This is a genomic window from Streptomyces sp. NPDC059696, assembly GCF_042733745.1.
Classification (GTDB): Bacteria; Actinomycetota; Actinomycetes; order Streptomycetales; family Streptomycetaceae; genus Streptomyces.
In genome coordinates, this window is the sequence record NZ_JBHWFG010000054.1 from 1 (window position 1) to 24,077 (window position 24,077).

Sequence of the window (24,077 nt, forward strand, 5' to 3'; positions counted from 1 at the left end):
CGTGCCGTGGGGCTGCTCACGCGTGCCCTCCGAGCGCGGGAAGAACTCGTACCAGGAGCCGTACAGGGCCCGCTCGCGCTCCACCAGCAGCGGCAGCGGCTCACTGCTGGTGACCAGCTCCCGCAGCGGATGGCGGGCCAGCACCGCGTCCACCTCCGGCGTCAGCGCCCCCGCCAGCCGCGACGCCGCGGGACGCTCCTCGTCCCGCAGGGCGTCGACGGCGGAGCGGATCACGTCGCGCAACCCCTCCTCCTCGGGCACACCGGCGGCCGCCCGCTCGTACAGACGCGCGCCCTCCTCCAGGACGACGTCCGTGTCCATGCCCGCCGGGATCTTGATCTCGGCGTGATGCCGCCAGGTGCTGACCGGGTCCCCCCAACCCTCGACGGTGAACGTCCACAGCCCCGGCTCCCCGGCGGTGACCGTGGCACCCCACCGGTCCGTCCCGGGAGCCAGCTCGCGCATCGGGGTCCACGGGCCGGGGCGGCCTTCGGGGTCCTTCAGGACGACGTTGGCGGCGACCGCGTCGTGCCCCTCCCGGAACACGGTCGCCGAGATCTCGAAGGTCTCACCGGTGACGGCCTTCGCCGGCCGGCGTCCCCGCAGTACCACCGGGCGGACGTCCAGGACCGGTATGCGTCCGACGGCGGTCGTGTCGCTGCCGCGAGGTGGTGGCGAGGCCGGTGGGCCCGCCTCGGCCGAGCGCGCGGGGCGTGCTTCGCCGCCGGGTGCGCGCGCCCCGGTGGTGCGGCGGTTGGGGGGTGCTGGCGAATGGTGCTTGGCGGGCATGACCGCTCCTGTCCGCGTCAACGTGGGTAGGCGGATGTATGTGGGGAGGTGGGTCCTGCATGGTGCTCCTGAGAGGGGTACCCGCAGGAGCCTTCCCACCCTATTCGGGTGGGCAATCCGGCACGTTGTTAACTACTCACGCGTATGTCGACACACAAGACCGGCCTCGTCCGCGACGGACGAGGCCGGCCCCCGGTGTGGCTGCCGCATCGCCCTACTCGCGCGGCACCCGCAGTAATTTGTCCGGCGAACCGACGCCCCGGCCGGAGACCTTCCCGGCCGACGCTGCGGCCGTCAAAGCCCGCCCGACCTGCGCCGGAGTCGCTTTCGGGTGATCGGCCAAGAAGAGCGCGGCGACACCGGCGGCATGCGGAGACGCCATCGAGGTACCCGACCAGGTCGCCCGCGCGGTGTCGCTCGCCGCGGACGCGGAGGTGATGCCGACGCCCGGGGCGAACAGATCGAGCGCCGGACCGTCGTTGGAGAAGGCCGGTTTTGCATCCTCCCGGTCGGTCGCCCCCACGGTGACGGCCTGCTCGACGCTCCCCGGCGAGTACAGGGCGGCCGGCCTGCCGTCGTTGCCCGCGGCGACCGTGTAGGTGACCCCGGAGGCGATCGAGGCGCGGACGGCGGCGTCCAGCCGCTCGTTGCGCGGACCGCCCAGGCTGAGGTTGGCGACCGCGGGCCTGCGCGCGTGCCGGGTCACCCAGTCGATCCCGGCGATCACCCGGGCCGTGGTACCCGCGCCGGCGGCGTCGAGGACGCGTACGGAGACGATCCGGGCCTTCTTGGCGACGCCGTGGACCGTCCCGGCGACCGTGCCGGCGACATGGGTGCCGTGGCCGTTGGCGTCCGAGGCGACCGGGTCGTTCCCGACGAAGTCCCAGCCGTGGCCCGCCCGGCCCGCGAAGTCCCGGTGGCTCGTCCGGACACCGGTGTCGATCACGTACACCGTCACCCCCGCCCCGGCCGACCGGGGCCAGGTGTAGCTGCGGTCCAGCGGCGGCCTCGGCTGGTCGAGACGGTCCAGCCCCCAGGACGGAGGGTTCTTCTGGGTGCCTTCGAGCCGCACGCGGGTGTCCTGGACGACCGAGGCGACCCGCGGATCGGCGGCCAGCCGCCCGGCCTGTCTCCCGTCCGCCCGGACCGCGTAGCCGTTCAGGACCGTGCCGTAGGTGTGGCTGATTCTCACCCCGTACTTTTCGGCGAGGCCCTTTCCGGCCGCCGACCGGGCCCGCGTGCCCTCCTTCAGTGTCACCAGGTAACTGCCGTGCACGGAGCCGGGTGATCCGGCGCCGGGTATCCGCCCCTCCGGTACGGCGTGCGCGGGCAGGGTGGTGGCCGAAAACGCCGCGGCGCAGACCGCCGCCGCCAGGCCCCCCGTCCGGCGCAGACGCCGCTCGCGCGTCCGAGCCATGGTCCGAGTTCCCCTCCTCGACTCGGCGTACGGCCGCCGCGCGGGCGCCGCGTGCGGCGGGCGCGGGGCCGGTACGCCACAGGCAGCCTCTCGTGGCGGGTGAAGCACCACAAGGACGCCTATGGGGGCGGATTCGGCCATATCCGCGGATGGTGCCGTTCAAGCCGATCGGGCGTCCGGTGGCGGAGCCTCAGCGGCGTGGGCGCCGACGCCGGTACTGTCAGTAGGAGACGTCGTCGAAGCCCTGCGAAATCCAAGCGAACGCGCCGAGGTGGAACCCGTGAAGGCGATCCGTCGATTCACCGTCCGACCCGTTCTCCCCGACCCCCTCCGGCCGCTCAGCGACCTGGCCCGCAACCTGCGCTGGTCGTGGCACGCGGAGACCCGGGACCTGTTCAAGTCCGTGGACCCCGAGCGGTGGGCCGCCTCGGGCGGCGACCCCGTCCGGCTGCTCGGCAGCGTGCCGCCCGCACGGCTGGCGGAGCTCGCCGGGGACGGCTCGTTCCTGCGCCGCCTCGCCGCGGCCGCGGACGACCTGCGCGACTACACGACCGGCGAGCGCTGGTACCAGGCCCAGTCCGACGAACTGCCCGCCGCGATCGCCTACTTCTCACCCGAGTTCGGCATCACGGCCGCCCTGCCCCAGTACTCCGGCGGCCTCGGCATCCTGGCCGGCGACCACCTCAAGGCGGCCAGCGACCTCGGCGTCCCGCTGATCGGCGTCGGCCTGCTCTACCGGCACGGCTACTTCCGCCAGACCCTCTCCCGCGACGGCTGGCAGCAGGAGCACTACCCCGTCCTCGACCCGAACGAACTCCCCGTCGCCCAGCTCGAGGAGCCCGACGGCAGCCCCGCCCAGGTCGCCCTCGCCCTGCCCGGCGGCAGGCAGCTGCACGCCCGGATCTGGCTGGCGCAGGTCGGCCGCGTCCCGCTGCTGATGCTGGACTCCGACGTCGAGGAGAACGACCTCGGCGAGCGCGGCGTGACCGACCGGCTCTACGGCGGCGGCAGCGAGCACCGGCTGCTGCAGGAGATGCTCCTCGGCATAGGAGGGGTCCGGGCGGTACGGACGTACTGCCGGCTGACCGGCCACCCCGAGCCGGAGGTCTTCCACACCAACGAGGGGCACGCCGGGTTCCTCGGCCTGGAGCGCATCGCCGAACTCTGCGCCCGGGGACTGGACTTCGACGCCGCGCTGGAGTCGGTCCGGGCCGGGACCGTCTTCACCACCCACACACCCGTCCCGGCCGGCATCGACCGCTTCGACCGGGAGCTGGTCGCCCGGCACTTCGGCCCCGACGCCGAGCTGCCCCGCATCGACGTCGACCGCGTCCTGCGGCTCGGCATGGAGAGCTACCCCGGCGGGGAGCCCAACCTGTTCAACATGGCCGTGATGGGCCTGCGCCTGGCCCAGCGCGCCAACGGCGTCTCCCTGCTGCACGGCAACGTCAGCCGCGAGATGTTCTCCGGCCTGTGGCCCGGATTCGACGCCGACGAGGTGCCGATCACCTCCGTCACCAACGGGGTGCACGCACCCACCTGGGTCGCCCCCGAGGTGTTCCGGCTCGGCGCCCGGCAGATCGGCGACCGGCGTGCCGAGGAGGCGATGACGCTCGGCGGCTCCGAGCGCTGGGACTCCGTGGCCGACATTCCCGACCAGGACATCTGGGACCTGCGGCGGGTGCTGCGCGAGCAGCTCGTCGAGGAGGTCCGCGAGCGGCTGCGGGCGTCCTGGCGGCAGCGCGGCGCCGGCACCGCCGAACTGGGCTGGATCGACGGGGTGCTCGACCCGGACGTCCTGACCATCGGCTTCGCCCGGCGCGTCCCGTCGTACAAGCGGCTGACGCTGATGCTGCGCGACCGGGACCGGCTGATGGATCTGCTGCTGCACTCCGAGCGGCCGGTCCAGATCGTCGTCGCGGGCAAGGCGCACCCCGCCGACGACGGCGGCAAGCGGCTGGTGCAGGAGCTGGTGCGGTTCACGGACGACCCGCGGGTGCGCCACCGCATCGTGTTCCTGCCCGACTACGGCATGGCCATGGCGCAGAAGCTGTACCCCGGCTGCGACATCTGGCTGAACAACCCGCTGAGGCCGCTGGAGGCCTGCGGCACCTCCGGCATGAAGGCCGCGCTGAACGGCTGTCTCAATCTGTCCGTCCTGGACGGCTGGTGGGACGAGTGGTTCCAGCCCGACTTCGGCTGGGCCATCCCCACGGCCGACGGCGCCGGGACCGACCCGGACCACCGGGACGACATAGAGGCCGCGGCGCTGTACGACCTGCTGGAGCAGCGGGTGACGCCCCGCTTCTACGAGCGCGGGCGGAGCGGGTTGCCGGACCGGTGGATCGAGATGGTCCGGCACACGCTGAGTCTGCTCGGGCCGAAGGTGCTGGCCGGGCGGATGGTCCGCGAGTACGTGGAGCGCCTCTACGCTCCCGCCGCTCTCTCCCACCGGGCCACGGGCCCGGACGCGGCACGCGACCTCGCCGCGTGGAAGGGGAAGGTGCGGGCGGCGTGGCCGGGGGTGACCGTCGACCACGTCGAGACGTCGGCGTCGGAGGCGCTGGCCGAGCTGGGGACGACGCTGGCGCTGCGGGTCCGGGTCGGGCTCGGTGAGCTCGGGCCGGACGACGTGGAGGTGCAGGTCGTCTCCGGGCGGGTGGACGAGGAGGACCGGATCGGGGACGCGACGGTCGTGCCCCTGAAGCCGGTGGGGTCTCCCGACCAGGACGGGCGCTGGGTGTACGAGGGGCCCTTGTCGCTGGATCGCACCGGGCCTTATGGGTACACGGTGCGGATCCTGCCCGCGCATCGGCTGTTGGCCTCGAGCGCGGAGTTGGGGCTGGTCGCCGGGCCTTCCGAGGAGATGGTGGAGGCCGCGGGGTTGCTCATGCGGTGAGTTCGCCGTCCGCGGGTGCGTGGGGGCTGAGCGCGCAGTTCCCCGCGCCCCTAGGCGGGCTCACCACCCTGCGTCGCGAGGTTCCGCAGGACGCTGCCGCACCGGCGGGCGTACGCGTGCTGGAAACCCCTCGTCGCCGGGCCGCCCGCCTTGGCGTACCACTTGGCCGGCCGGCTGAACGCGTTCACCGTCAGCCACACCGTGCCGTCTCCCGTGCGGTCGACCACGAAGGACTCCTCGCCGGTCTCCGGGTGGCCGGGCAGCGTGCCGTAGGCCCAGCCCGCCCGGCGGGGCTCCTCGACCGTCCAGACCACGCGGCAGGGAGCCTTGATCATGCCGGCGAGCGTGACGGTGACGTCGACTCCGGGGGCGGCCCGGTCCGCGCTCGCGTCGAGGCCGACGCCCATCGCGCGGTGCATCTCCCAGGTGAGGACGGCCTCCGCGGCCCGGCGGAAGACCTCCTCACCCTCGCCGAGGCGGGTGCGTACGTTCATGGGACGGAAACCCGGCGGGCAGAAACCCTGGTCACGGGTGGCGCCGACATCGGCGTAGGTGAAGTCCTGCGGATCCGTATGAGACACGGTCCCCAAGACTAGGGCGGTACCCGGACCCGCTCGGGGTCCGGGTACCGCCCGTGGTCGTGGTTCGGTCAGCCGACGTTCACGGCCGACCAGGCGGCGGCGACCGCCTTGTACTCGGTGCTGGACGCCCCGTACAGCGCCGAGGCCGCGTTCAGGGTCGCGGTGCGGGCCTGCGCGTACTTGGTCGTCGACGTCATGTACGTGGTCAGCGCCTTGTACCAGATCTGCAGGGCCTTGGTGCGGCCGATGCCGGTGACCGTGGAGCCGTTGGACGTGGGCGAGTTGTAGGTCACGCCGTTGATCGTCTTCGAGCCGCTGCCCTCGGACAGCAGGTAGAAGAAGTGGTTGGCGGGACCGGAGGAGTAGTGGACGTCCACCCCGCCGAGGCTGGAGGACCAGGCGTCCTTGGACGCGCCGTCCTTGCTGGGCTTGTCCATGTAGCGCAGCGGGCTGCCGTCGCCGTTGATGTCGATCTCCTCGCCGATGAGGTAGTCACCGACGTCGGAGGAGTTGTTCGCGAAGAACTCGGCGCCCGTGCCGAAGATGTCGCTGGTGGCCTCGTTCAGGCCGCCGGACTCGCCGCTGTAGTTCAGGCGGGCGGTGGCCGCGGTCAGGCCGTGGCTCATCTCGTGCGCGGCCACGTCCAGCGAGGTCAGCGGGTGGGTGTTGCCCGAGCCGTCGCCGTAGGTCATGCAGAAGCAGCTGTCGGACCAGAAGGCGTTGACGTAGCTGTTGCCGTAGTGGACCCGCGAGTAGGCGCCCTTGCCGTCGTTGCGGATGCCGTTGCGGCCGAAGGCGCTCTTGTAGAAGTCCCAGGTGATCTGGGCGCCGTAGTGCGCGTCGGCGGCGGCGGTCTCGGCGTTGGACGGGTTGCCGGTGCCCCACACGTCGTCGGAGCCGGAGAACAGGGTGCCGGTGCCGGAGGTGCCGCGGTTGAGGTTGTAGGTCTTGTGGCCGCCGCGGGTGCCGTCCGTGAGGTTGTAGGCCGACCCGGACTGGGTCGTGCTGAGGGTGACCTGGCCGCTGTAGGTGGTGTTGCCGGTGCCGGTCTCGATGCCCTGGTACTCGTAGAGCTTCTTCCCGGTGGCGGCGTCGGTGATGACGTGCAGCTCGTTCGGGGTGCCGTCCTCCTGGAGGCCGCCGACGACGGTCTCGTAGGCGAGGACCGGCTTGCCGCTCGCGGCCCAGATCACCTTGCGCGGGGCGGAGTCGGCCTCGGTCTTCTCCGAGCCGGCCGCCTTGGCGAGGGACACGGCCTGCTTCTCCGCCTTGGCGGCGGTGACCTCGGGCTTGAGCGAGGCGACCTTCACGGCCGCCTTGGTGGCTCTGGTGACGCCCAGGGCGCCGCCGGACTTCGATCGGTGCACCACGAGGTCGCCGCCGAGGACCGGCAGGCCCGCGTAGGTGCGCTCGTAGCGGGTGTGGACCGTGCCGTCGGCGTCCTTCACGACGTCCCTGACGACCAGCTTCTCCTGAGCGCCGAGGCCTATCGCGTCGGCGGTCTTCGCGGCGTCGGCCTGCTGCTCCTGGATGAGCGCGGTGCGGGCGGGAGCGGAGAGCAGGACGGGGGCCGCGGCGAGGGCCGGCTTGCTCGTGGAGTCGGCGGCGGCGCTGGTGCCGGTGGTCAGGCCGGTGGTGAGCAGGGCGCCGGCGGCGACAGCGGTGGCGATGGCGAGCGTGGCGCGCCGGTGACGCGCGTAGCGAGAGGTGGACACACAAGCTCCTCGATGTGGGGGACGTGCTGTGGTGCTGTGCGGGGTGGGGGAAGAGTGGCACCGTAGACGCGTACATGTCAGGAGTGAGACGTGATGTTGGCCGGAACTCGTCGGCCAGATGTACGCGAGGACACGTGAAACGGACGCCGCCCCGGGGGATTCGAACCCACCGGGGCGGCGCCCTGACTCGAGGGCCGCGAGGGCCTGTTGCGCTACCGGCCTACGGGAAGGTCAGCTTCCAGCTGTTGATGTAGCCGGTGTCGACGGCCGCGTTGTCCTGGACCCGGAGGTTCCAGACGCCGTTGGCCACCTCGGAGGAGGCGTTCACCGTGTACGTGGTGTTGATGTTGTCCGCGCTTCCGCCGGTGCCGTAGCCCTTCAGCGTGTACACCGAGCCGTCGGGGGCCACCAGGTCCACCTTGAGGTCACCGATGTAGGTGTGGACGATGTCCACGGTGACCTGGAGGTTGGACGGCGCGTTGCCCGTCCGGCCGGAGACGGTGACGGGCGAGTTGACCGCCGCGCCGCGGTCCGGGATCGCCACGTCGGCGGTGTTCTCGAAGGACGTGCCGCCGCCGCCCCCGCCGCCGGAGCGGGTGCCGACGTTGACGCCCGCCCACGCGTCCTGGACCGCCTTGTACTCGGCGCTGTCCGTGCCGTACAGCTCACCCGTGGCCGCGAGGGTGCCGGTGCGGGCGCCCGCGTAGTTGGTGTTCGAGGTGAACTTCGTGGTGAGCGCGCGGAACCAGATCTTCTCCGCCTTGTCCCGGCCGATGCCGGTGACCGGAAGGCCGTCCGAGGTGGGCGAGTTGTAGGTGACACCGTTGATGGTCTTGGTGCCACTGCCCTCGGAGAGCAGGTAGAAGAAGTGGTTGGCGGGGCCCGACGAGTAGTGCACGTCGACCGAGCCGATGCCCGAGTACCAGCTGTCCTTGGACGCGCCGTCCTTGCTGGGCTTGTCCATGTAGCGCAGCGGGCTGCCGTCGCCGTTGATGTCGATCTCCTCGCCGATGAGGTAGTCACCGACGTCGGAGCTGTTGTTCGCGTAGAACTCGACCGTCGATCCGAAGATGTCGGAGGTGGCCTCGTTCAGACCGCCGGACTCGCCGCTGTAGACGAGGCCCGCGGTGTTGGACGTGACGCCGTGGGTCATCTCGTGACCGGCCACGTCGATCGACGTCAGCGGGTGGGTGTTGCCCGAGCCGTCGCCGTAGGTCATGCAGAAGCAGCTGTCGGACCAGAACGCGTTGACGTAGTTGTTGCCGTAGTGGACGCGGGAGTAGGCGCCGACGCCGTCGCCCCGGATGCCCGAACGCCCGTGCACGTTCTTGTAGTAGTCCCACGTCAGCGCGGCACCGTAGTGCGCGTCCGCGCCCGCGGTCTCCGTGTTGGAGGCGCTGCCGTTGCCCCACACGTCGTCCGGGCCCGAGAACAGGGTGCCGGTGCCGGAGGTGCCGCGGTTGAGGTTGTAGGTCTTGTGGCCGCCGCGCGCGCCGTCCGTGAGGTTGTACGTCGACCCGGACTGCGTGGTGCCGAGCGTCACCGTGCCGCTGTACATCGTGTTGCCGGTGCCGTTCTCGATGCCCTGGTACTCGAAGAGCTCGGCACCCGTGGCGGCGTCGGTGATCACGTGCAGCTCGTTCGGGGTGCCGTCCTTCTGGAGGCCTCCCACGACGGTCTCGTAGGCGAGGGTGGGCTTGCCGTCGGCCGCCCAGATCACCTTGCGCGGCGCCTTGTCGACGTCGGCGCTCCTGGTGTCGTCCGCCTTCGCCAGGGCCAGCGCCTGCTTCTGCGCCTTGGCGGCGGAGACGGCGGCGGTGGTGGTGGCCGGCTTGATGGCGGCGCGGGTGGCCTTGACGACCGCCTTGGTCGCACCGGACCCGGTGGCCTTGACGACGAGGTCGCCGCCGAGGACGCGCAGGCCGTCGTAGGTGCGCTCGTAGCGGGTGTGGACCGTGCCGTCGGCGTCCTTCACGACGTCACGGACGACCAGCTTCTCCTTGGCGCCCAGGCCCAGGTCGCGGGCCGTCTGCGCCGCGCGGGACTCGGCCTTGCGGATCAGCGCGGCCCGCTGGGCGGGGCTGAGCTTGACCGACTCCGCGCCGGGGTTCGCCTTGCTCGCGGCCGCCGGTGCCTGTTCGGGGGCCGCCACGGCGGTGCCGCTCTGGACGGCCGCGGCGATCAGCGCGGCGACGCCGGCGAGGGCCACGGCCGCGGTGGTGTGGGGAGTGCGTCTGTGGGAGGTGCCTCTTCGTGAGGAACTGCTTCTCAACACTGACTCCTTCTGCGGGACCGGGGGTCGCCCGGCCTGGGGAGGTGGAGGTGTTGCTGTGGGGTTCCTGTGGAGCAGTCGTCGGAAGCGTGGCAGGGGAGGGCGCTTTCTGTCAGGACCGCGTCAAAAGTATGGCCGGAAACGGTCCGTTGTCCGGAAGTTCATGTTCGGTATGCGGACGCTTCGCCGGGCGGGCGCTCGGCCTGGTCCGGACGGGTCCCCGTGCCAGGGGTGCCACAGCGCCGCACAGGCTCCGCCGGCCGCCACCAGCTCGTCGTGCGTGCCCAGTTCGGTCGGCCGGCCGTCCTCCGTCACCGCCACCCGGTCGGTGTCGTGCGCGGTGTGCAGCCGATGCGCGACGGCGATGACGGTGCGCCCTTCGAGGACGGCCGCCAGGGCGCGTTCGTCGTGCCGGGCGGTCGTCGATCGCGGCTCTACGCGAGACTGTCCCGCCACGCCCGGTGCAGATCCGCGAAACGGCCTGTCCCCGCGATGAGTTCGGCCGGTTCGCCGTCCTCCACGATCCGGCCGCGTTCCATCACCAGGACCCGGTCCGCGATCTCCACGGTCGACAGCCGGTGCGCGATGACCACGGCCGTACGCCCCTTCAGTACCGTCGCCATGGCCCGCTGCACCGCACGCTCCCCGGGCACGTCCAGCGAGCTGGTCGCCTCGTCGAGGATGAGCACCGCCGGGTCGGCCAGCAACGCCCGGGCGAACGCCACCAGTTGCCGCTGCCCGGCGGAGATCCGGCCGCCCCGCTTGCGCACGTCGGTGTCGTAGCCGTCGGGCAGGGCGCTGATGAAGTCGTGCGCGCCGATCTCCTTCGCCGCCTGCTCCATCTCCTCGCGGGTGGCGTCGGGCCGGCCGATCGCGATGTTGTCGGCGACCGTGCCGGAGAACAGGAACGTCTCCTGCGTCACCATGACCACCCCGCGCCGCAGTTCCGGCACGGCGAGATCGCGCAGATCGACGCCGTCCAGCAGCACCCGGCCGCCGGACGGGTCGTAGAACCGGGCCAGCAGCTTGGCCAGCGTCGACTTCCCCGCGCCCGTGGAGCCCACGACCGCCACCGTCTGCCCCGCCGGCAGCGTGAGGTCGAACGCGGGCAGCACCTCCCCGCCGGTGCGGTAGCCGAAGCGGACGCCGTCGAAGACCACTTCGCGGCCCGGGTGCTCGCCCTCCAGCGGCGGAAGCTGCCGGGGAGCGGCCGGCTCGGGGACCGACGGCGTCTGCGCGAGCAGACCGGCGATCTTCTCCAGCGAGGCCGCCGCCGACTGGTAGGAGTTCAGGAACATTCCGAGCCGGTCGATGGGGTCGTAGAGCCGCCGCAGGTACAGCACGGCCGCCGCCAGCACACCGAGGGCCAGCGTGCCGTCCGCGACCCGCTGGGCGCCCCACAGGACGATCGCCGCGACCGCCGTGTTGGCGACCAGCCGCGAACCGGTGACGTAGCGGGCCATCTCCAGCAGAGCGTCGCCGTTGACCCGCTCGTGCCGCCCGTTGAGCTCGCCGAAGTCCGCGTCGTTGGCCGCCTCGCGACGGAAGGCACGCACCGGCCGGATGCCGTTCATCGTCTCGACGAACTTGACGATCACGGCCGCGATGGCGGTCGACCGCGCCCGGTACACCCGCCCGGCCCGCCGCCGGTACCACCGCACGAGCGCGTACAGCGGCACCAGGGACGCCACCGCCACGCTCCCGAGACCCAGGTCGAGCCAGAGCAGCATCGCCGAGATGTAGACGAAGGACAGGATCACCGTCACGAGCTCCTGGAGGCCCTCGTCCAGCAGTTCGCGCAGCGACTCCACGTCGGTCGTGGAGCGGGAGATGAGCCGGCCCGAGGTGTAGCGCTCGTGGAAGTCGACGCTCAGCGCCTGCGCGTGGCGGAAGATCCGGCCGCGCAGCTCCAGCAGCACGTCCTGGCTGACCCGGGCCGCGGCGGCGACGAAGGCGAACTGCAGCCCGCCGGCGGCCAGCGCGCACGCCAGATACGCGACGCCCACCGCGATCAGCGGCCCGTGGTCCTGCGCCCGGAACGCCGGCACACCGCGGTCGATGGCGTACGCCACGAGCAGCGGGCCCGCCTGCACGACCGCCTGCTGGAGCAGCAGCAGGAGCGTCGTGACCGCCACCCGGGCCCTCATGGGCGCGAGCAGGGAACGCAGCAGGGCCCCGGTGGCGCCCGGCGGGGTGGGCAGGACGTCCCGGTCGAACGGGTCGCCGGGGGCGGGGGCCGGGTCGTCGGGCCGCTCGCCGGGCTTGCCGTCGGCCGGTGCGCCGGTGGCCGTCGTCATCGTGCGCCCTCCTCTACCCCTGACATCAGATGCGCGTACTCGGCGTTCGTGCGCAGCAGTTCGTGGTGGGTGCCGACCGCGGCGATCCGGCCGCCGGACAGCAAGGCGACCCGGTCGGCGAGCAGCACGGTCGACGGGCGGTGCGCCACGATCAGGGCGGTGGTGTCCGCGAGGACCTGCCGCAGAGCGGCCTCCACGGCGGCCTCGGTGTGCACGTCCAGCGCCGACAGCGGGTCGTCCAGGACGAGGAACTCCGGCTGTCCGACGACCGCCCGGGCCAGGGCGAGACGCTGGCGCTGCCCACCGGAGAGGCTGAGGCCCTGCTCGCCCACCTGGGTGTCGGTGCCCTGGGGCAGGGCGTGCGCGAAGTCGGCCTGGGCGACGGACAAGGCGCGCTCCAGGTCCGCCGTCCCGGCGCTGCCGTCCGCCCCCATGAGAACGTTGTCGCCGACCGTCGCCGAGAACAGGGTGGGCTCCTCGAAGGCCATCGCGACCTTGGCGCGCAGGGCTTCGCGGGACAGCTCCGTGATGTCGACGCCGTCGAGGGTGATGCGGCCCGAGGTCACCTCGTGGAGACGGGGGACGAGCGCGGTGAGAGTGGACTTGCCGCTGCCGGTGGCACCGACCAGGGCCATGGACTCACCGGAGCGGATGTGCAGGTCGACGTCCTGCAGCACGGGCGGGGAACCGGGCTCGGCGTCCGGGTAGCGGAACAGGACGTGGCGGAAGCGCAGCCCCGTGTCCCGCGGGTCCTTCGCGCCGGTCAGCGCACCGGAGGTGACGTGTCCGGAGGCGGTGTGCTCGGTCTCCTCGTCCATCACCTCGAAGAACCGCTCCGTCGCCGTCGCCGCCTCCTGGCTCATCGCCAGCAGGAACCCGATCGACTCCACCGGCCACCGCAGCGCCAGCGCCGTCGACAGGAACGCCACCAGCGTCCCGGCCGACAGCGCGCCGTCGGCCACCTGGACGACCCCCACCACCAGCGCCGCCCCGATCGCGACCTCCGGCAGCGTCACGATGACGCCCCAGATCGTCGCCAGCAGCCGCGCCTTGCGCAGCTCCGTGCCGCGCAGCGTGCGCGACAGGTCTCGGAAGGCCCGGGCCTGACTGCGGTGGCGGCCGAAGCCCTTGACGACGCGGATGCCGAGCACACTCTCCTCGACGACCGTCGTCAGGTCGCCGACCTGGTCCTGGGCCCGCCGGGCCACCTGCGCGTACCGCTTCTCGAAGATCACGCAGGTGACCACGACGGGCACGGCGGGCCCGAGCACGACCAGCCCGAGCGTCCAGTCCTGGAGCAGCATGATGACCACGCCGACGACGATCGTCACGCCGTTGACCAGCAGGAACGTCAGCGGAAAGGCGAGGAACTGGCGGAGCAGCATCAGATCGGTGGTGGCCCGGGAGAGCAACTGCCCCGAGGCCCACCGGTCGTGGAAGGCCACCGGCAGCCGCTGCAGGTGCCGGTACAGACCCGCCCGCATGGACGCCTCGACGTGGGTGAGCGGACGGGCCACCAGCCACCGCCGCAGCCCGAACAGCAGGGCCTCCGTGAAGCCGAGCAGCAGCAGGTACAGCGCGCCGAGCCACACTCCCGCCGGGTCCCGCCGGGCGATCGGGCCGTCGACCATCCACTTCAGGACGAGCGGGATCACCAGGCCCACGCAGGAGGCGAGTATCGCCACGAACGCGGCGCTGAACAGCCGCGCGCGCACGGGCCGCACGTACGGCCACAGGCGCAGCAGCGAACGCACGGCGGAACGGTCCTGGGCGGAGGCGGGTGTCGTGGCCATCAGCAGCGAGCCTACGGATCGCCACTGACACTGCCCACCGAGTTTCCGCCGGACCCGCATCAGCCGTTGGTCCTACGACCTGCATGTTCGACAGACCGGACGGCGCCGGCCGGCCGGGCCCGCGGCGCCACACCGGGACCGCACGACGCCATCCCCCGGGGGCCGCACGGCCGCATCAGCCGATCGGCCGATGCCCGTTCGAGCGCGACGGCCGTGGCGGCCGTGGCGGTCGCCTACGACCGGGGCATTCTCGGCTAGCCGGGATCACCCCGTCACCCGCAGCAGCAGGACCGCCCGCGCCGGCATCGTGATCTCCGCACCCGCCCGGTGCTCCACGGCGGGCGCCTCGCCCTGCTCCTCCAGGCTCGTGTCCACGACCACCTCGTAGCGCTCGGCCCAGGGCGGCCCCGGCAGCACGAAGTCGACCGGACCCTCGCCCGCGTGCAGCACGGCCAGGAAGCTGTCGTCGAGGATCTGCTCCCCGCGCTCGTCACGGCCCGGGATGTCCCGGCCGGACAGATACATGCCCAGCGTGGCTGCGGGCGCGTACCAGTCCTGCTCGGTCATCTCCGTGCCCCGGGAGGTGAACCACGCCAGGTCGCGCAGCCCGTCCGCGGTCTGGGCCCGGCCCGAGAAGAACGCCCGGCGCCTGAGCACCGGATGCCGGTGGCGCAGCGCGATCAGCCGGGAGGTCAACGCGAACAGGGCCTGCCAGCCGGGGTCCTCCAGCAGCTCCCAGTCCAGCCAGCCGATCTCGTTGTCCTGGCAGTAGGCGTTGTTGTTGCCGCGCTGGGTGCGCCCCAGTTCGTCGCCCGCGACCAGCATCGGCACGCCCGTCGACAGCAGCAGGGTGGTCAGCAGGTTCCGCAGCTGGCGCCGCCTGAGCGCCCGTACGCCCTCGTCGTCCGTCTCGCCCTCGGCGCCGCAGTTCCAGGCCCGGTTGTCGTCCGTGCCGTCCCGGTTGCCCTCGCCGTTGGCCTCGTTGTGCTTGCGCTCGTAGGACACCAGGTCGCGCAGGGTGAAACCGTCGTGCGCGGTGATGAAGTTGACCGACGCGTACGGCCTGCGCCCGCCCCAGGCGTACAGGTCGCTGGAGCCCGACAGGCGGTAGCCCATCTCCCGGACGTCCGGCAGCGCGTGCCGCCAGAAGTCCCGCACGGCGTTGCGGTACCGGTCGTTCCACTCCGTCCACAGCGGGGGGAACGCCCCCACCTGGTAGCCGCCCGACCCCACGTCCCACGGCTCGGCGATCAGCTTCACCCGGCGCAGCACCGGGTCCTGGGCGATCACCGCCAGGAACGGGGAGAGCATGTCGACGTCGTGCATGGAGCGGGCCAGGGCCGCCGCCAGGTCGAAGCGGAAGCCGTCCACGCCCATCTCGGTGACCCAGTAGCGCAGCGAGTCCGTGATCAGGCGCAGCACCTGCGGCTGGACCACGTGCAGGGTGTTGCCGCAGCCGGTGTAGTCGGCGTAGCGGCGGGCGTCGTCCTGGAGGCGGTAGTAGCCGCGGTTGTCGATGCCCTTCAGGGACAGCGTCGGGCCCAGCTCGCCCGCCTCCGCGGTGTGGTTGTAGACCACGTCGAGGATGACCTCGATCCCGGCCGCGTGCAGGGCGCGCACCATCCGCTTGAACTCGCCGACCTGCTGTCCGGCGGTCCCGGAGGCCGCGTAGGCGGCGTGCGGCGCGAAGTAGCCGATGGAGTTGTAGCCCCAGTAGTTCCTGAGGCTCCTGCGCAGCAGGTGGTCCTCGTGGGCGAACTGGTGCACCGGCAGCAGCTCCACCGCCGTCACACCCAGCTTCACCAGGTGCTCGATCGCCGCCGGGTGCGCGAGACCGGCGTAGGTGCCGCGCAGCTCCTCGGGGATGCCGGGGTGGAGCCGGGTGAAGCCCTTGACGTGCAGTTCGTAGATCACCGAGTCCGCCCACGGCGTCTTCGGCCGGCGGTCGTCGGCCCAGTCGTCGTCATCGTGGACGACGACACCCTTCGGCACGTACGGCGCCGAGTCCCGGTCGTCGCGCACGGTGTCGGCGACATGCTGCTGCGGCCAGTCGCGGACGTGCCCGTACACCTCCGGCGGCAGGCCGAAGTCGCCGTCGACCGCGCGGGCGTAGGGGTCGAGCAGCAGCTTCGCCGGGTTCCAGCGGGCGCCGGTCCACGGGTCCCAGCGGCCGTGCACCCGGTAGCCGTAGCGCTGCCCGGGCAGCACACCGGGGACGAAGCCGTGCCAGATCTCGTGGGTCAGCTCGGCGAGCCGGACCCGCGACTCCTTGCCAGTGTCGTCGAACAGGCACAGCTCGACGCCTTCGGCCCCGCCCGCCCACAACGCGAAGTTGGTGCCCGCCACCCCGTCCGGGCCGGCCCGGAACCGGGCACCCAGCGGGGTGGGCGCGCCCGGCCACGCGGGCACGGTGGGCGGTGGCGCGGCCCGCCGCGCCCCGTTCACGGCGGCGGCCTGGCGCCCGTTCCCGGTGGCCCGATGACCGGCCACCGCCTCCTGCTCGGCTGCGCTGGACACCTGTCAGCCTCCCACCGGCTCGTGGGACGACGGGGGACAAGGGAGGTGCGGTCCTGTGCTGCGGCCCGGGTCGCGGCTCCCCTGCGCGTCGTCCTCCCCACTGTTCTGCCCAGAGCATGCGTCGCACTCACGTTTCCCCGGGGGCGGGCATGGTCGTTTCCCGGGGACACGGCCGGTCGTTGGGCACCGCGTGAGGCACGTACAAGGGCGCGCGCGGCGCGCGAGGGCCGCGCTGGCCGCCGTAGTGACATGGGCAGGGCTCCTTGCCGGGGCCACCGGGTGTACCTCGGACGACGCGAGCGGGATCGCCGGGGCGTTCGGCGCGCCCCCGGCGCCCGAGGACGTCATCAAGGTCTCGCCCGGCGACGGCAGCAGGGGTGTGCGCCCCGGCAGGACGCTGCGGGTGCGCGTGCCCGACGGGCGGCTGGAGAAGGTGAAGGTCGTCAGGTCGCAGGACGCGCAGGAGACCCGGGTGCCCGGGCACCTCTCCGCGGACGGCCTGACCTGGGAACCCGACGAGAAGCGGCTCGCGCTGGCCGCCAAGTACACCGTCGACGCGGTGGCCGTGGACGGCGACGGGCACCGCTCGGCCCGGCACACCACCTTCACCACCCACGTCCCCGAGGAGCGCTTCATCGGCTACGTCGCCCCCGAGAACCGCGCCACGGTCGGCACCGGCATGATCGTCTCCCTGGAGTTCAACCGCGAGATCACCGACCGGGCCGCCGTCGAACGCGCGGTCCGGGTCACCGCCCGCCCGCCCGTGGAGATCCGCCCGCACTGGTTCGGCGCGGCCCGCCTCGACTTCCGCCCCCGGGACTACTGGAAGCCCGGCACCCAGGTCACCGTCGCCCTGAACCTGCGCGACGTCGAGGGCGCACCCGGCGTCTACGGCCTCCAGCACAAGACGTTCTCCTTCACCGTCGGCCGCAGCCAGGTCTCCGTGGTCGACGCCGCCGCGCACTCCATGGAGGTCCGGCGCGACGGCGAGCCCCTGGCCACCGTGCCCGTCACGGCGGGCGCGCCCGGGAACACCACCTACAACGGCAAGATGGTGGTGACGGAGATGCTCGACGTCACCCGCATGAACGGCGCCACGGTCGGCTTCAAGAAGCGGAACGGCAAGGGCGAGTACGACATCCCGGACGTTCCGCATGCCATGCGCCTGACCGACTCCGGCACCTTCCTGCACGGCAACTACTGGGCCCACCACACCGTGTTCGGCCGCACCAACGTCAGCCACGGCTGCATCGGGCTGCGCGACGTGAAGGGCGGCGGGGCGGACACCCCGGCCGGCTGGTTCTTCGACCGCAGCCTCGTCGGGGACGTCGTCGAGGTCGTCAACAGCAATGACAAGAAGGTCGCTCCCGACAATGGTCTCGGAGGATGGAATATGGGCTGGAATGCATGGAAGGCGGGCAGTGCGGTGAAGTAGCCCGACAAGGGGGCGGGTTGAGCCGGCGATCTGTTGGGACCGAACAGTGACAATCGCGGGCCGCCGGTGCCGTGCACCCTGTGGTTACTATTCGCCGACGCGCGGGGGACGCGCGGGGTGCGGGCCTGACCAGGCCCTGGGAGGGGAGAACCACGTGAACGGGCGACCGATATCGGGGGCGTCGGTTGGGCGCAGGAACGCGGCACTCGCGTCGGCGGCCGGCGTGCTGCTGCTCGCCGTGACGGCATGCGGCGGCGGGGCGGACGGCTCCGGCGGGGGCGACGGCAAGGGCAAGGACGCGGGCAGCGCGCAGAGCAAGCAGTCCGAGGCCGTCGTCGGCATCACCCCGAAGGACGGGGCCAAGTCCGTCGACACGAGCGGGGCGCTGAAGGTCACCGCGGCGAAGGGCAGGCTGACCGAGGTCGAGGTCAAGGACGCCGAGGGCAGGAAGGTCGACGGCGAGATATCCAAGGACGGCGCCAGCTGGACGCCGTCCACCCATCTGGCCGGAGCCACCAAGTACACGGTCCACGCGGTCGCCAAGGACTCCGAGGGCCGCACCGCCGCGGAGGACGCGGGCTTCACCACGCTGACCCCGGAGAACACCTTCACCGGCACCTTCACCCCCGAGGACGGCTCCGAGGTCGGCGTCGGAATGCCGTTCTCCCTCCGCTTCTCCCGGGGCATCACCCACCCCGAGGACGTCGAGAAGGCCATCCGCATCAAGACGGAGCCGGCCGTCGACGTCGAGGGCCACTGGTTCGGCAACGACCGCCTCGACTTCCGCCCCGAGAAGTACTGGAAGCCCGGCACCAAGGTGACCGTCGACCTGAACCTCGACGGCGTCGAGGGCCGCTCCGGCGTCTACGGCGAGCAGGACAAGACGGTGAAGTTCACCATCGGCCGCAACCAGGTCTCCGTCGTCGACGCCAAGAAGCTCACGATGAAGGTCACGCAGGACGGCAAGACCGTCAAGACCATCCCCGTCACCACCGGCCAGCCCGGCATGGAGACCTGGAACGGCCAGATGGTCATCAGCGAGATGCTCACGGTCACCCGGATGAACGGCGAGACGGTCGGCTACGGCGGCGAGTACGACATCAAGGACGTCCCGCACGCCGTCCGCCTCACCACGTCCGGCACCTTCCTGCACGGCAACTACTGGGCGAGCGGCGCCTTCGGCAACTACAACGCCAGCCACGGCTGCATCGGTCTGCGCGACGTGCGCGGCGGCTGGGACAAGAAGGTGCCGGCCGCCTGGTTCTTCAACCACTCGATGGTCGGCGACGTGGTGGTCGTCAAGAACTCGAAGGACCGGATCGTCGACCCGGACAACGGCCTCAACGGCTGGAACATGTCCTGGGAGAAGTGGAAGAAGTAGGTCTGCGCCGCAGGCAAGAGGGCCCCGGTGTGACGGACCGCACCGGGGCCTCACCCGTTAGTCGTGGTTAACCTGCTGCCTATGACCGTCTCTCTCGAAGTCGCTGAAGGCGTCGGCACGATCCGTCTCGACCGCCCGCCCATGAACGCGCTGGACATCGCCACGCAGGACCGGCTGAAGGAACTCGCCGAGGAGGCCACGCGCCGCGAGGACGTGCGGGCCGTGGTGATCTACGGCGGCGAGAAGGTGTTCGCGGCCGGCGCGGACATCAAGGAGATGCAGGCGATGGACCACACCGCGATGGTCCTGCGCGCCCGCGCCCTGCAGGACTCGTTCACGGCGGTGGCCCGCATCCCCAAGCCGGTCGTCGCGGCCGTGACCGGGTACGCGCTGGGCGGCGGCTGTGAACTCGCCCTGTGCGCGGACTTCCGCATCGCCGGCGAGAACGCCAAGCTCGGCCAGCCGGAGATCCTGCTCGGCCTGATCCCCGGCGCCGGCGGCACCCAGCGCCTGGCCCGCCTGGTCGGCCCCTCCAAGGCCAAGGACCTCATCTTCACGGGCCGGATGGTGAAGGCCGAGGAGGCCCGTGAGATCGGCCTGGTCGACCGGGTCGTCCCCGCCGACGAGGTGTACACCCAGGCTCACGCCTGGGCCGCGAAGCTGGCGCAGGGCCCGGCGCTCGCGCTGCGCGCCGCGAAGGAGTCGATCGACACCGGTCTGGAGACGGACATCGACACCGGCCTCGCGATCGAACGGAACTGGTTCGCGGGTCTGTTCGCCACCGAGGACCGTGAGCGCGGGATGCGCAGCTTCGTGGAGGAGGGGCCGGGCAAGGCGAAGTTCCTCTGAACATTCCTCCAGGGGCTTGCAATTGACACGGTGTCGGACCCGGGATCCCTCGATGGGGCGGTTTATGACAGCCTTAAGGCAGCCTTAAGCGTGCCGGAACGGGAGAGTCCGGCGATCGTGCCGGAATATGACGTTCCAGCAGGTCAGGGTGGGTTCCTGCGGCTTCGAGATGCCATTGTCATATGACGGATGATCGTCGGTCCACCCCTCGTTCCCCGGGGTGTATTCCCCGGGAACGGCCCCTTCGGGAGCCCCGGGCGGCCATGATGGGGGCATGGCGGGGCTGGAGGGTATGGAACAGCCGCGGGGACACGCACATGCGGCCGCGGCGCGCTGGTCGCCGACCGTCGAGGACGAATACGCGCTCAAGGCGCTGGAGTTGTACGGCAACCCGACGGAGGCAGAGGTTCCGCTGCCGTCCCGTCCCGAGTCCGCCGCCACGGCGAGACGGCTCACCCAGGTCGTGATCCTGCGGCACTGGGGCCTCACCCCCAAGACCACCGAGGACGCGGTCCTGCTCGTGTCCGAACTGGTCGGCAACGCCGTACGGCACACCGGCGCCCGGGTCTTCGGGCTGCGACTGCACCGGCGCCGCGGCTGGATCCGCGTCGAGGTCCGCGACCCCTCCCGCGGCCTGCCCTGCCTGATGCCCGTCCAGGAGATGGACATCAGCGGCCGGGGCCTGTTCCTCGTCGACAAACTGGCCGACCGCTGGGGCGTCGACCTGCTGCCCCGGGGCAAGACCACCTGGTTCGAGATGCGGGTCGCCGAGCGCTGAGCACGTCCCGTGCCTCACCCGGTCGCCGGACGGACTAATCACCGGATTCCCCGCCGGGCGCCCATTAAATGGTGCAATGCGTCCCCATCTCATCAAGAGCACCCTGGTCGCGGGTGCCGCCCTCGCCGTCCTCGCCGCCTGCGGTACCGGGAGCGGGGACCGGACCTCCGAGGCGCGCGGCACCGAGGCGGCCGTACCCGCCCCGCCCGAGAGGAAGCCCGTGCGGGGCCTGCCCGGCATGCCGCCCGTCCTGGATCCCGAGGACGTGTACGCGGCCGACCGCCCGAACAAGCTGTCCCCGGTGGTCAAGGACTTCCCGTCCCGGGTCTACGTCCCCAACACCAATTCCGACACCGTCACCGTCATCGACCCGAAGACCTACGAGGTCACCGAGACGATCCGGGTGGGCCGGCAGCCGCAGCACGTCGTCCCGTCCTGGGACCTGAAGACGCTGTGGGTCAACAACAACCGCGGCCACACCCTCACCCCGATCGACCCGAGGACCGGCAAGGCGGGCAAGGAGGTCGAGGTCCACGACCCCTACAATCTCTACTTCACGCCCAACGGCAGGTACGCCGTCGTCATGGCCTCCCTCGACCGCCAGCTGGTCTTCCGCGACCCGCACACCATGGAGGTGAAGAAGACCGTCCCGGTCTCCTGCTACGGCGTCAACCACGCCGACTTCTCCCTCGACGGCCGGTACTTCATCGTCTCCTGCGAGTTCAGCGGCGAACTGCTCAAGGTCGACACGGAGAAGATGGAGGTCGTCGGGCAGCAGCGGCTGCCGTTCCAGGGCGCCATGCCGCAGGACGTGAAGGTCTCGCCCGACGGAAAGAAGTTCTACGTCGCCGACATGATGGCCCACGGCATGTGGGTCCTGGACGGCGACCGGTTCGGCAAACCCACCCTGCTGCCCACCGGCAAGGGCTGCCACGGCCTCTACGTCAGCCGCGACTCCCGCGAGATGTACGTGACCAACCGCGGCGAGGGCACCGTCTCCGTCTTCGACTTCACCCAGGACAGGCTGACCAGGAAGTGGCGGCTGCCCGACGGCGGCAGCCCCGACATGGGCGGCGTCTCCGCCGACGGCAAGGTGCTGTGGCTGTCCGGCCGCTACGACGCCGAGGTGTACGCCGTCGACACCCGCACCGGCATCCAGCTCGCCCGCATCCCGGTCGGCAGCGGCCCGCACGGCCTCGCGGTGTACCCGCAACCCGGCCGCTACTCCCTGGGACACACGGGCGTCTTCCGCTGAGCCCGGGCCGGTGACGGCCGGTGGCGGCTCCTTGAGTCTCCACCCGCTGGAGGGTCCAGACTCGCGGGCATGACCGACGACCGCACCGGACTGCTCACCATCGGGGAACTGGCCCGGGTCACGGGACTCACCGTGCGCACCATCCGCTACTGGTCCGACGAGGCGCCCTGCCCCCGGTGGGCCGGTCCGCGGGGGGATACCGGCTGTACGACGCGGCGTCCGTGGCACGGCTGGAGCTGATCCGCACCCTGCGCGAGCTGGGCCTCGGCCTCACGGACGTCCACCGGGTCCTGGCCGGTGAGACGACCCTCGCGCAGGTCGCGGCCGCGCACGTGATCGCGCTGGACGCGCAGATCCGGGCGCTCAAGGTGACCCGTGCGGTGCTGTCGACCGTGGCGAAGCGGGGTTCCAGCGCGGAGGAGATGACACTCATGAACAGACTGGCACGGCTCTCGGCGGCCGAGCGGCGGCGGATCGTCGAGGACTTCATGGCGGAGGTCTTCGAGGGGATCGACACGGCGGACCCCGACATCCGCCGCAGGCTGCGCTTCGCGGCCGCCCATCTGCCCGACGATCCCACGCCCGAGCAGGTGGACGCCTGGGTGGAGCTGGCCGAGCTGATCCAGGACCCCGGCTTCCGCACGCAGATGCGGCAGGTGGTCGAGTTCAACGCCGCCGACCGGGGGCCGGACGTCCCGGCCGGTTCGTCCCTGTGGTTCATGAGCCGGCTCGTATCCCTCGCCACCCGGGCACGCCGGCGCGGCATCGTCCCCGGCACACCGGAGGCCGACGAGGTCCTCCGCGACCTGATCGGCGACATGGACCGGGCGGTCGTCCTCGAGCGCCTCACGGCCGCCACCCATCCACGGGTAGCCCGCTACCGCGCACTGCAGGCCGTGGTCAACGGCCTCGGCCCCCAGCCGACCCACGACGAGGAGTTCGCCTGGGTGGCCGCCGCGCTGGAGGCCCGCACGGCCGGTTAATCTGACCTGCGTCAGACCTGCGCCAGCAGGACGTACAGCACGAGATGAGGGGCGGACCGGTGGCGGACATCGAGGAAGCACGCAAGCAGTTCGAGCGGATCGATACGGACGGTGACGGCTTCATCACCGCTGCCGAGTTCAAGACCGCCCTGGCCCGCTCGGGTGACTGGAACGTCACCGAGTCGGTCGCCGAGGTCGTCATCAAGACGCGTGACCTCGACGGCGACAAGCAGCTGAGCTTCGACGAGTTCTGGGCCTACCTGAACAAGTAGGCGCCCGGCTCGCCCTGCCGAGCGAAGGGGCCCGGTCCACGCCGCGGACCGGGCCCCTCGCCGTGTCCCGGGAGGGCGAGGCCCGCACCCGGAGCCGGAATAGCCCACCCGCCCCGCCGGTTGAGCCCGACTACGGGACTCCACGAGACGCTGTTCACCTCCGGAAGGACGAGGCGAGGACATGAAGATCGGCATCATCGGAGCGGGCAACATCGGCGGCAACCTGACCCGGCGGCTCACCGCCCTCGGCCACGACGTGTCGGTGGCCAACTCCCGCGGGCCCGAGACGCTCACGGCCCTGGCCGAGGAGACCGGCGCGACGCCCGTGACGGCCGGGGAGGCGGCACGGGACGCCGAGGTCGTCGTGGTCACGGTTCCGCTGAAGGCGGTCCCGGACCTCCCCTCCGGCCTGCTCGACGGCGCGGCGGACGGCGTCGCGGTCATCGACACCGGCAACTACTACCCGCGACAGCGCGACGGCAGGATCGCGGAGATCGAGGACGACGGCCTCACCGAGAGCCGCTGGACGGAACGCCACATCGGCCACCCGGTCGTCAAGGCCTTCAACGGCACCTACGCCCAGGACATCCTCGACCGCCCGCTCCCCGCCGGCGACCCCGGCCGCATGGCCCTGCCGGTGGCGGGCGACGACGAGGCGGCCAAGCGCAAGGTGCGGGAACTGATCGACGCGCTCGGCTTCGACACCGTCGACGCGGGCGGCATCGACGACTCCTGGCGCCAGCAGCCCGGCACCCCGGTCTACGGCCTGCGCGACGGCGTGGAGGCGGTCAGGAAGGCCCTGGCGGAGGCGTCCCCGGAGCGCACGCCGGAGTTCCGCGGCTAG

17 protein-coding genes and 2 pseudogenes are annotated in these 24,077 nt (G+C 71.8%); 10 read left to right on the forward strand and 9 right to left on the reverse strand.

Annotation, left to right across the window (positions count from 1 at the left end):
* Together ACFV20_RS34835 and ACFV20_RS34840 are read right to left on the reverse strand one after the other, a co-directional pair.
* Positions 1-789 (reverse strand): maltotransferase domain-containing protein (locus ACFV20_RS34835; RefSeq protein WP_385664632.1); only part of this gene is annotated, 789 nt, incomplete at its 3' end.
* Between the two features lie 214 nt (positions 790-1,003).
* Positions 1,004-2,206 (reverse strand): S8 family peptidase, encoded by a 1,203-nt coding sequence (locus ACFV20_RS34840; RefSeq protein ID WP_385664635.1) that lies wholly within the window; start codon positions 2,204-2,206, stop codon positions 1,004-1,006.
* 280 nt (positions 2,207-2,486) lie between these two features.
* On the opposite strand from ACFV20_RS34840, the gene ACFV20_RS34845 reads away from it, so the two are divergent.
* The gene (locus ACFV20_RS34845) at positions 2,487-5,105 is read left to right on the forward strand and encodes a glycosyltransferase family 1 protein (protein WP_385664639.1); all 2,619 of its coding nucleotides are present in this window, start codon (positions 2,487-2,489) and stop codon (positions 5,103-5,105) included.
* A 50-nt stretch (positions 5,106-5,155) separates the two neighbouring features.
* On the opposite strand, the gene ACFV20_RS34850 is transcribed toward ACFV20_RS34845, so the two are convergent.
* The 7 genes and pseudogenes from ACFV20_RS34850 to glgX form a co-directional block, all read right to left on the reverse strand.
* Positions 5,156-5,686: a DUF1990 family protein gene (locus ACFV20_RS34850; protein ID WP_385664641.1), complete on the reverse strand. Its 531-nt coding sequence runs from the start codon at positions 5,684-5,686 to the stop codon at positions 5,156-5,158.
* A gap of 68 nt (positions 5,687-5,754) precedes the next feature.
* Entirely contained in the window at positions 5,755-7,401 is a 1,647-nt protein-coding gene (locus tag ACFV20_RS34855; protein WP_385664644.1) for a M4 family metallopeptidase, read from the reverse strand.
* A gap of 220 nt (positions 7,402-7,621) precedes the next feature.
* Entirely contained in the window at positions 7,622-9,673 is a 2,052-nt protein-coding gene (locus ACFV20_RS34860) for a M4 family metallopeptidase (protein WP_385664647.1), read from the reverse strand.
* 210 nt (positions 9,674-9,883) lie between these two features.
* Positions 9,884-10,099 (reverse strand): annotated as a pseudogene (locus ACFV20_RS34865) (ABC transporter ATP-binding protein); the annotation flags it as partial.
* 8 nt (positions 10,100-10,107) lie between these two features.
* Positions 10,108-11,970, reverse strand: coding sequence for an ABC transporter ATP-binding protein (locus ACFV20_RS34870; RefSeq protein ID WP_385664650.1), 1,863 nt, complete (start codon positions 11,968-11,970; stop codon positions 10,108-10,110).
* A complete protein-coding gene (locus ACFV20_RS34875; RefSeq protein WP_385664653.1) occupies positions 11,967-13,763 on the reverse strand; it encodes an ABC transporter ATP-binding protein in 1,797 nt (598 codons plus the stop codon). The genes ACFV20_RS34870 and ACFV20_RS34875 overlap by 4 nt, the downstream gene beginning before the upstream one ends.
* A 264-nt stretch (positions 13,764-14,027) precedes the next feature.
* A complete protein-coding gene (gene glgX / locus ACFV20_RS34880) occupies positions 14,028-16,280 on the reverse strand; it encodes a glycogen debranching protein GlgX (RefSeq protein ID WP_385664656.1) in 2,253 nt (750 codons plus the stop codon).
* A 190-nt stretch (positions 16,281-16,470) separates the two neighbouring features.
* Between glgX and ACFV20_RS34885 the strand changes: the two genes are divergently transcribed.
* The 9 genes and pseudogenes from ACFV20_RS34885 to ACFV20_RS34925 all read left to right on the forward strand — a co-directional run bounded on the left by ACFV20_RS34885 (position 16,471) and on the right by ACFV20_RS34925 (position 24,077).
* The gene (locus tag ACFV20_RS34885) at positions 16,471-17,715 is read left to right on the forward strand and encodes an Ig-like domain-containing protein (RefSeq protein ID WP_385664659.1); all 1,245 of its coding nucleotides are present in this window, start codon (positions 16,471-16,473) and stop codon (positions 17,713-17,715) included.
* A 154-nt stretch (positions 17,716-17,869) separates the two neighbouring features.
* Positions 17,870-19,096, forward strand: coding sequence for an Ig-like domain-containing protein (locus ACFV20_RS34890; RefSeq protein ID WP_385664662.1), 1,227 nt, complete (start codon positions 17,870-17,872; stop codon positions 19,094-19,096).
* Positions 19,097-19,177: 81 nt separating this feature from the next.
* Positions 19,178-19,945, forward strand: a complete 768-nt coding sequence (locus ACFV20_RS34895; RefSeq protein WP_385664665.1) for an enoyl-CoA hydratase/isomerase family protein — start codon at positions 19,178-19,180, stop codon at positions 19,943-19,945.
* A 274-nt stretch (positions 19,946-20,219) separates the two neighbouring features.
* Entirely contained in the window at positions 20,220-20,723 is a 504-nt protein-coding gene (locus tag ACFV20_RS34900) for an ATP-binding protein (protein WP_385664667.1), read from the forward strand.
* Positions 20,724-20,799: 76 nt separating this feature from the next.
* On the forward strand, positions 20,800-21,978 hold the full coding sequence (locus ACFV20_RS34905; RefSeq protein ID WP_385664670.1) for a YncE family protein: 1,179 nt from the start codon (positions 20,800-20,802) through the stop codon (positions 21,976-21,978).
* Between the two features lie 69 nt (positions 21,979-22,047).
* Positions 22,048-22,110: pseudogene (locus ACFV20_RS34910) on the forward strand (hypothetical protein); the annotation flags it as partial.
* A 17-nt stretch (positions 22,111-22,127) separates the two neighbouring features.
* A complete protein-coding gene (locus ACFV20_RS34915; protein ID WP_385664706.1) occupies positions 22,128-22,961 on the forward strand; it encodes a MerR family transcriptional regulator in 834 nt (277 codons plus the stop codon).
* A 59-nt stretch (positions 22,962-23,020) separates the two neighbouring features.
* Positions 23,021-23,233, forward strand: a complete 213-nt coding sequence (locus ACFV20_RS34920; RefSeq protein WP_189727755.1) for an EF-hand domain-containing protein — start codon at positions 23,021-23,023, stop codon at positions 23,231-23,233.
* Between the two features lie 181 nt (positions 23,234-23,414).
* Positions 23,415-24,077: an NADPH-dependent F420 reductase gene (locus ACFV20_RS34925; RefSeq protein ID WP_385664673.1), complete on the forward strand. Its 663-nt coding sequence runs from the start codon at positions 23,415-23,417 to the stop codon at positions 24,075-24,077.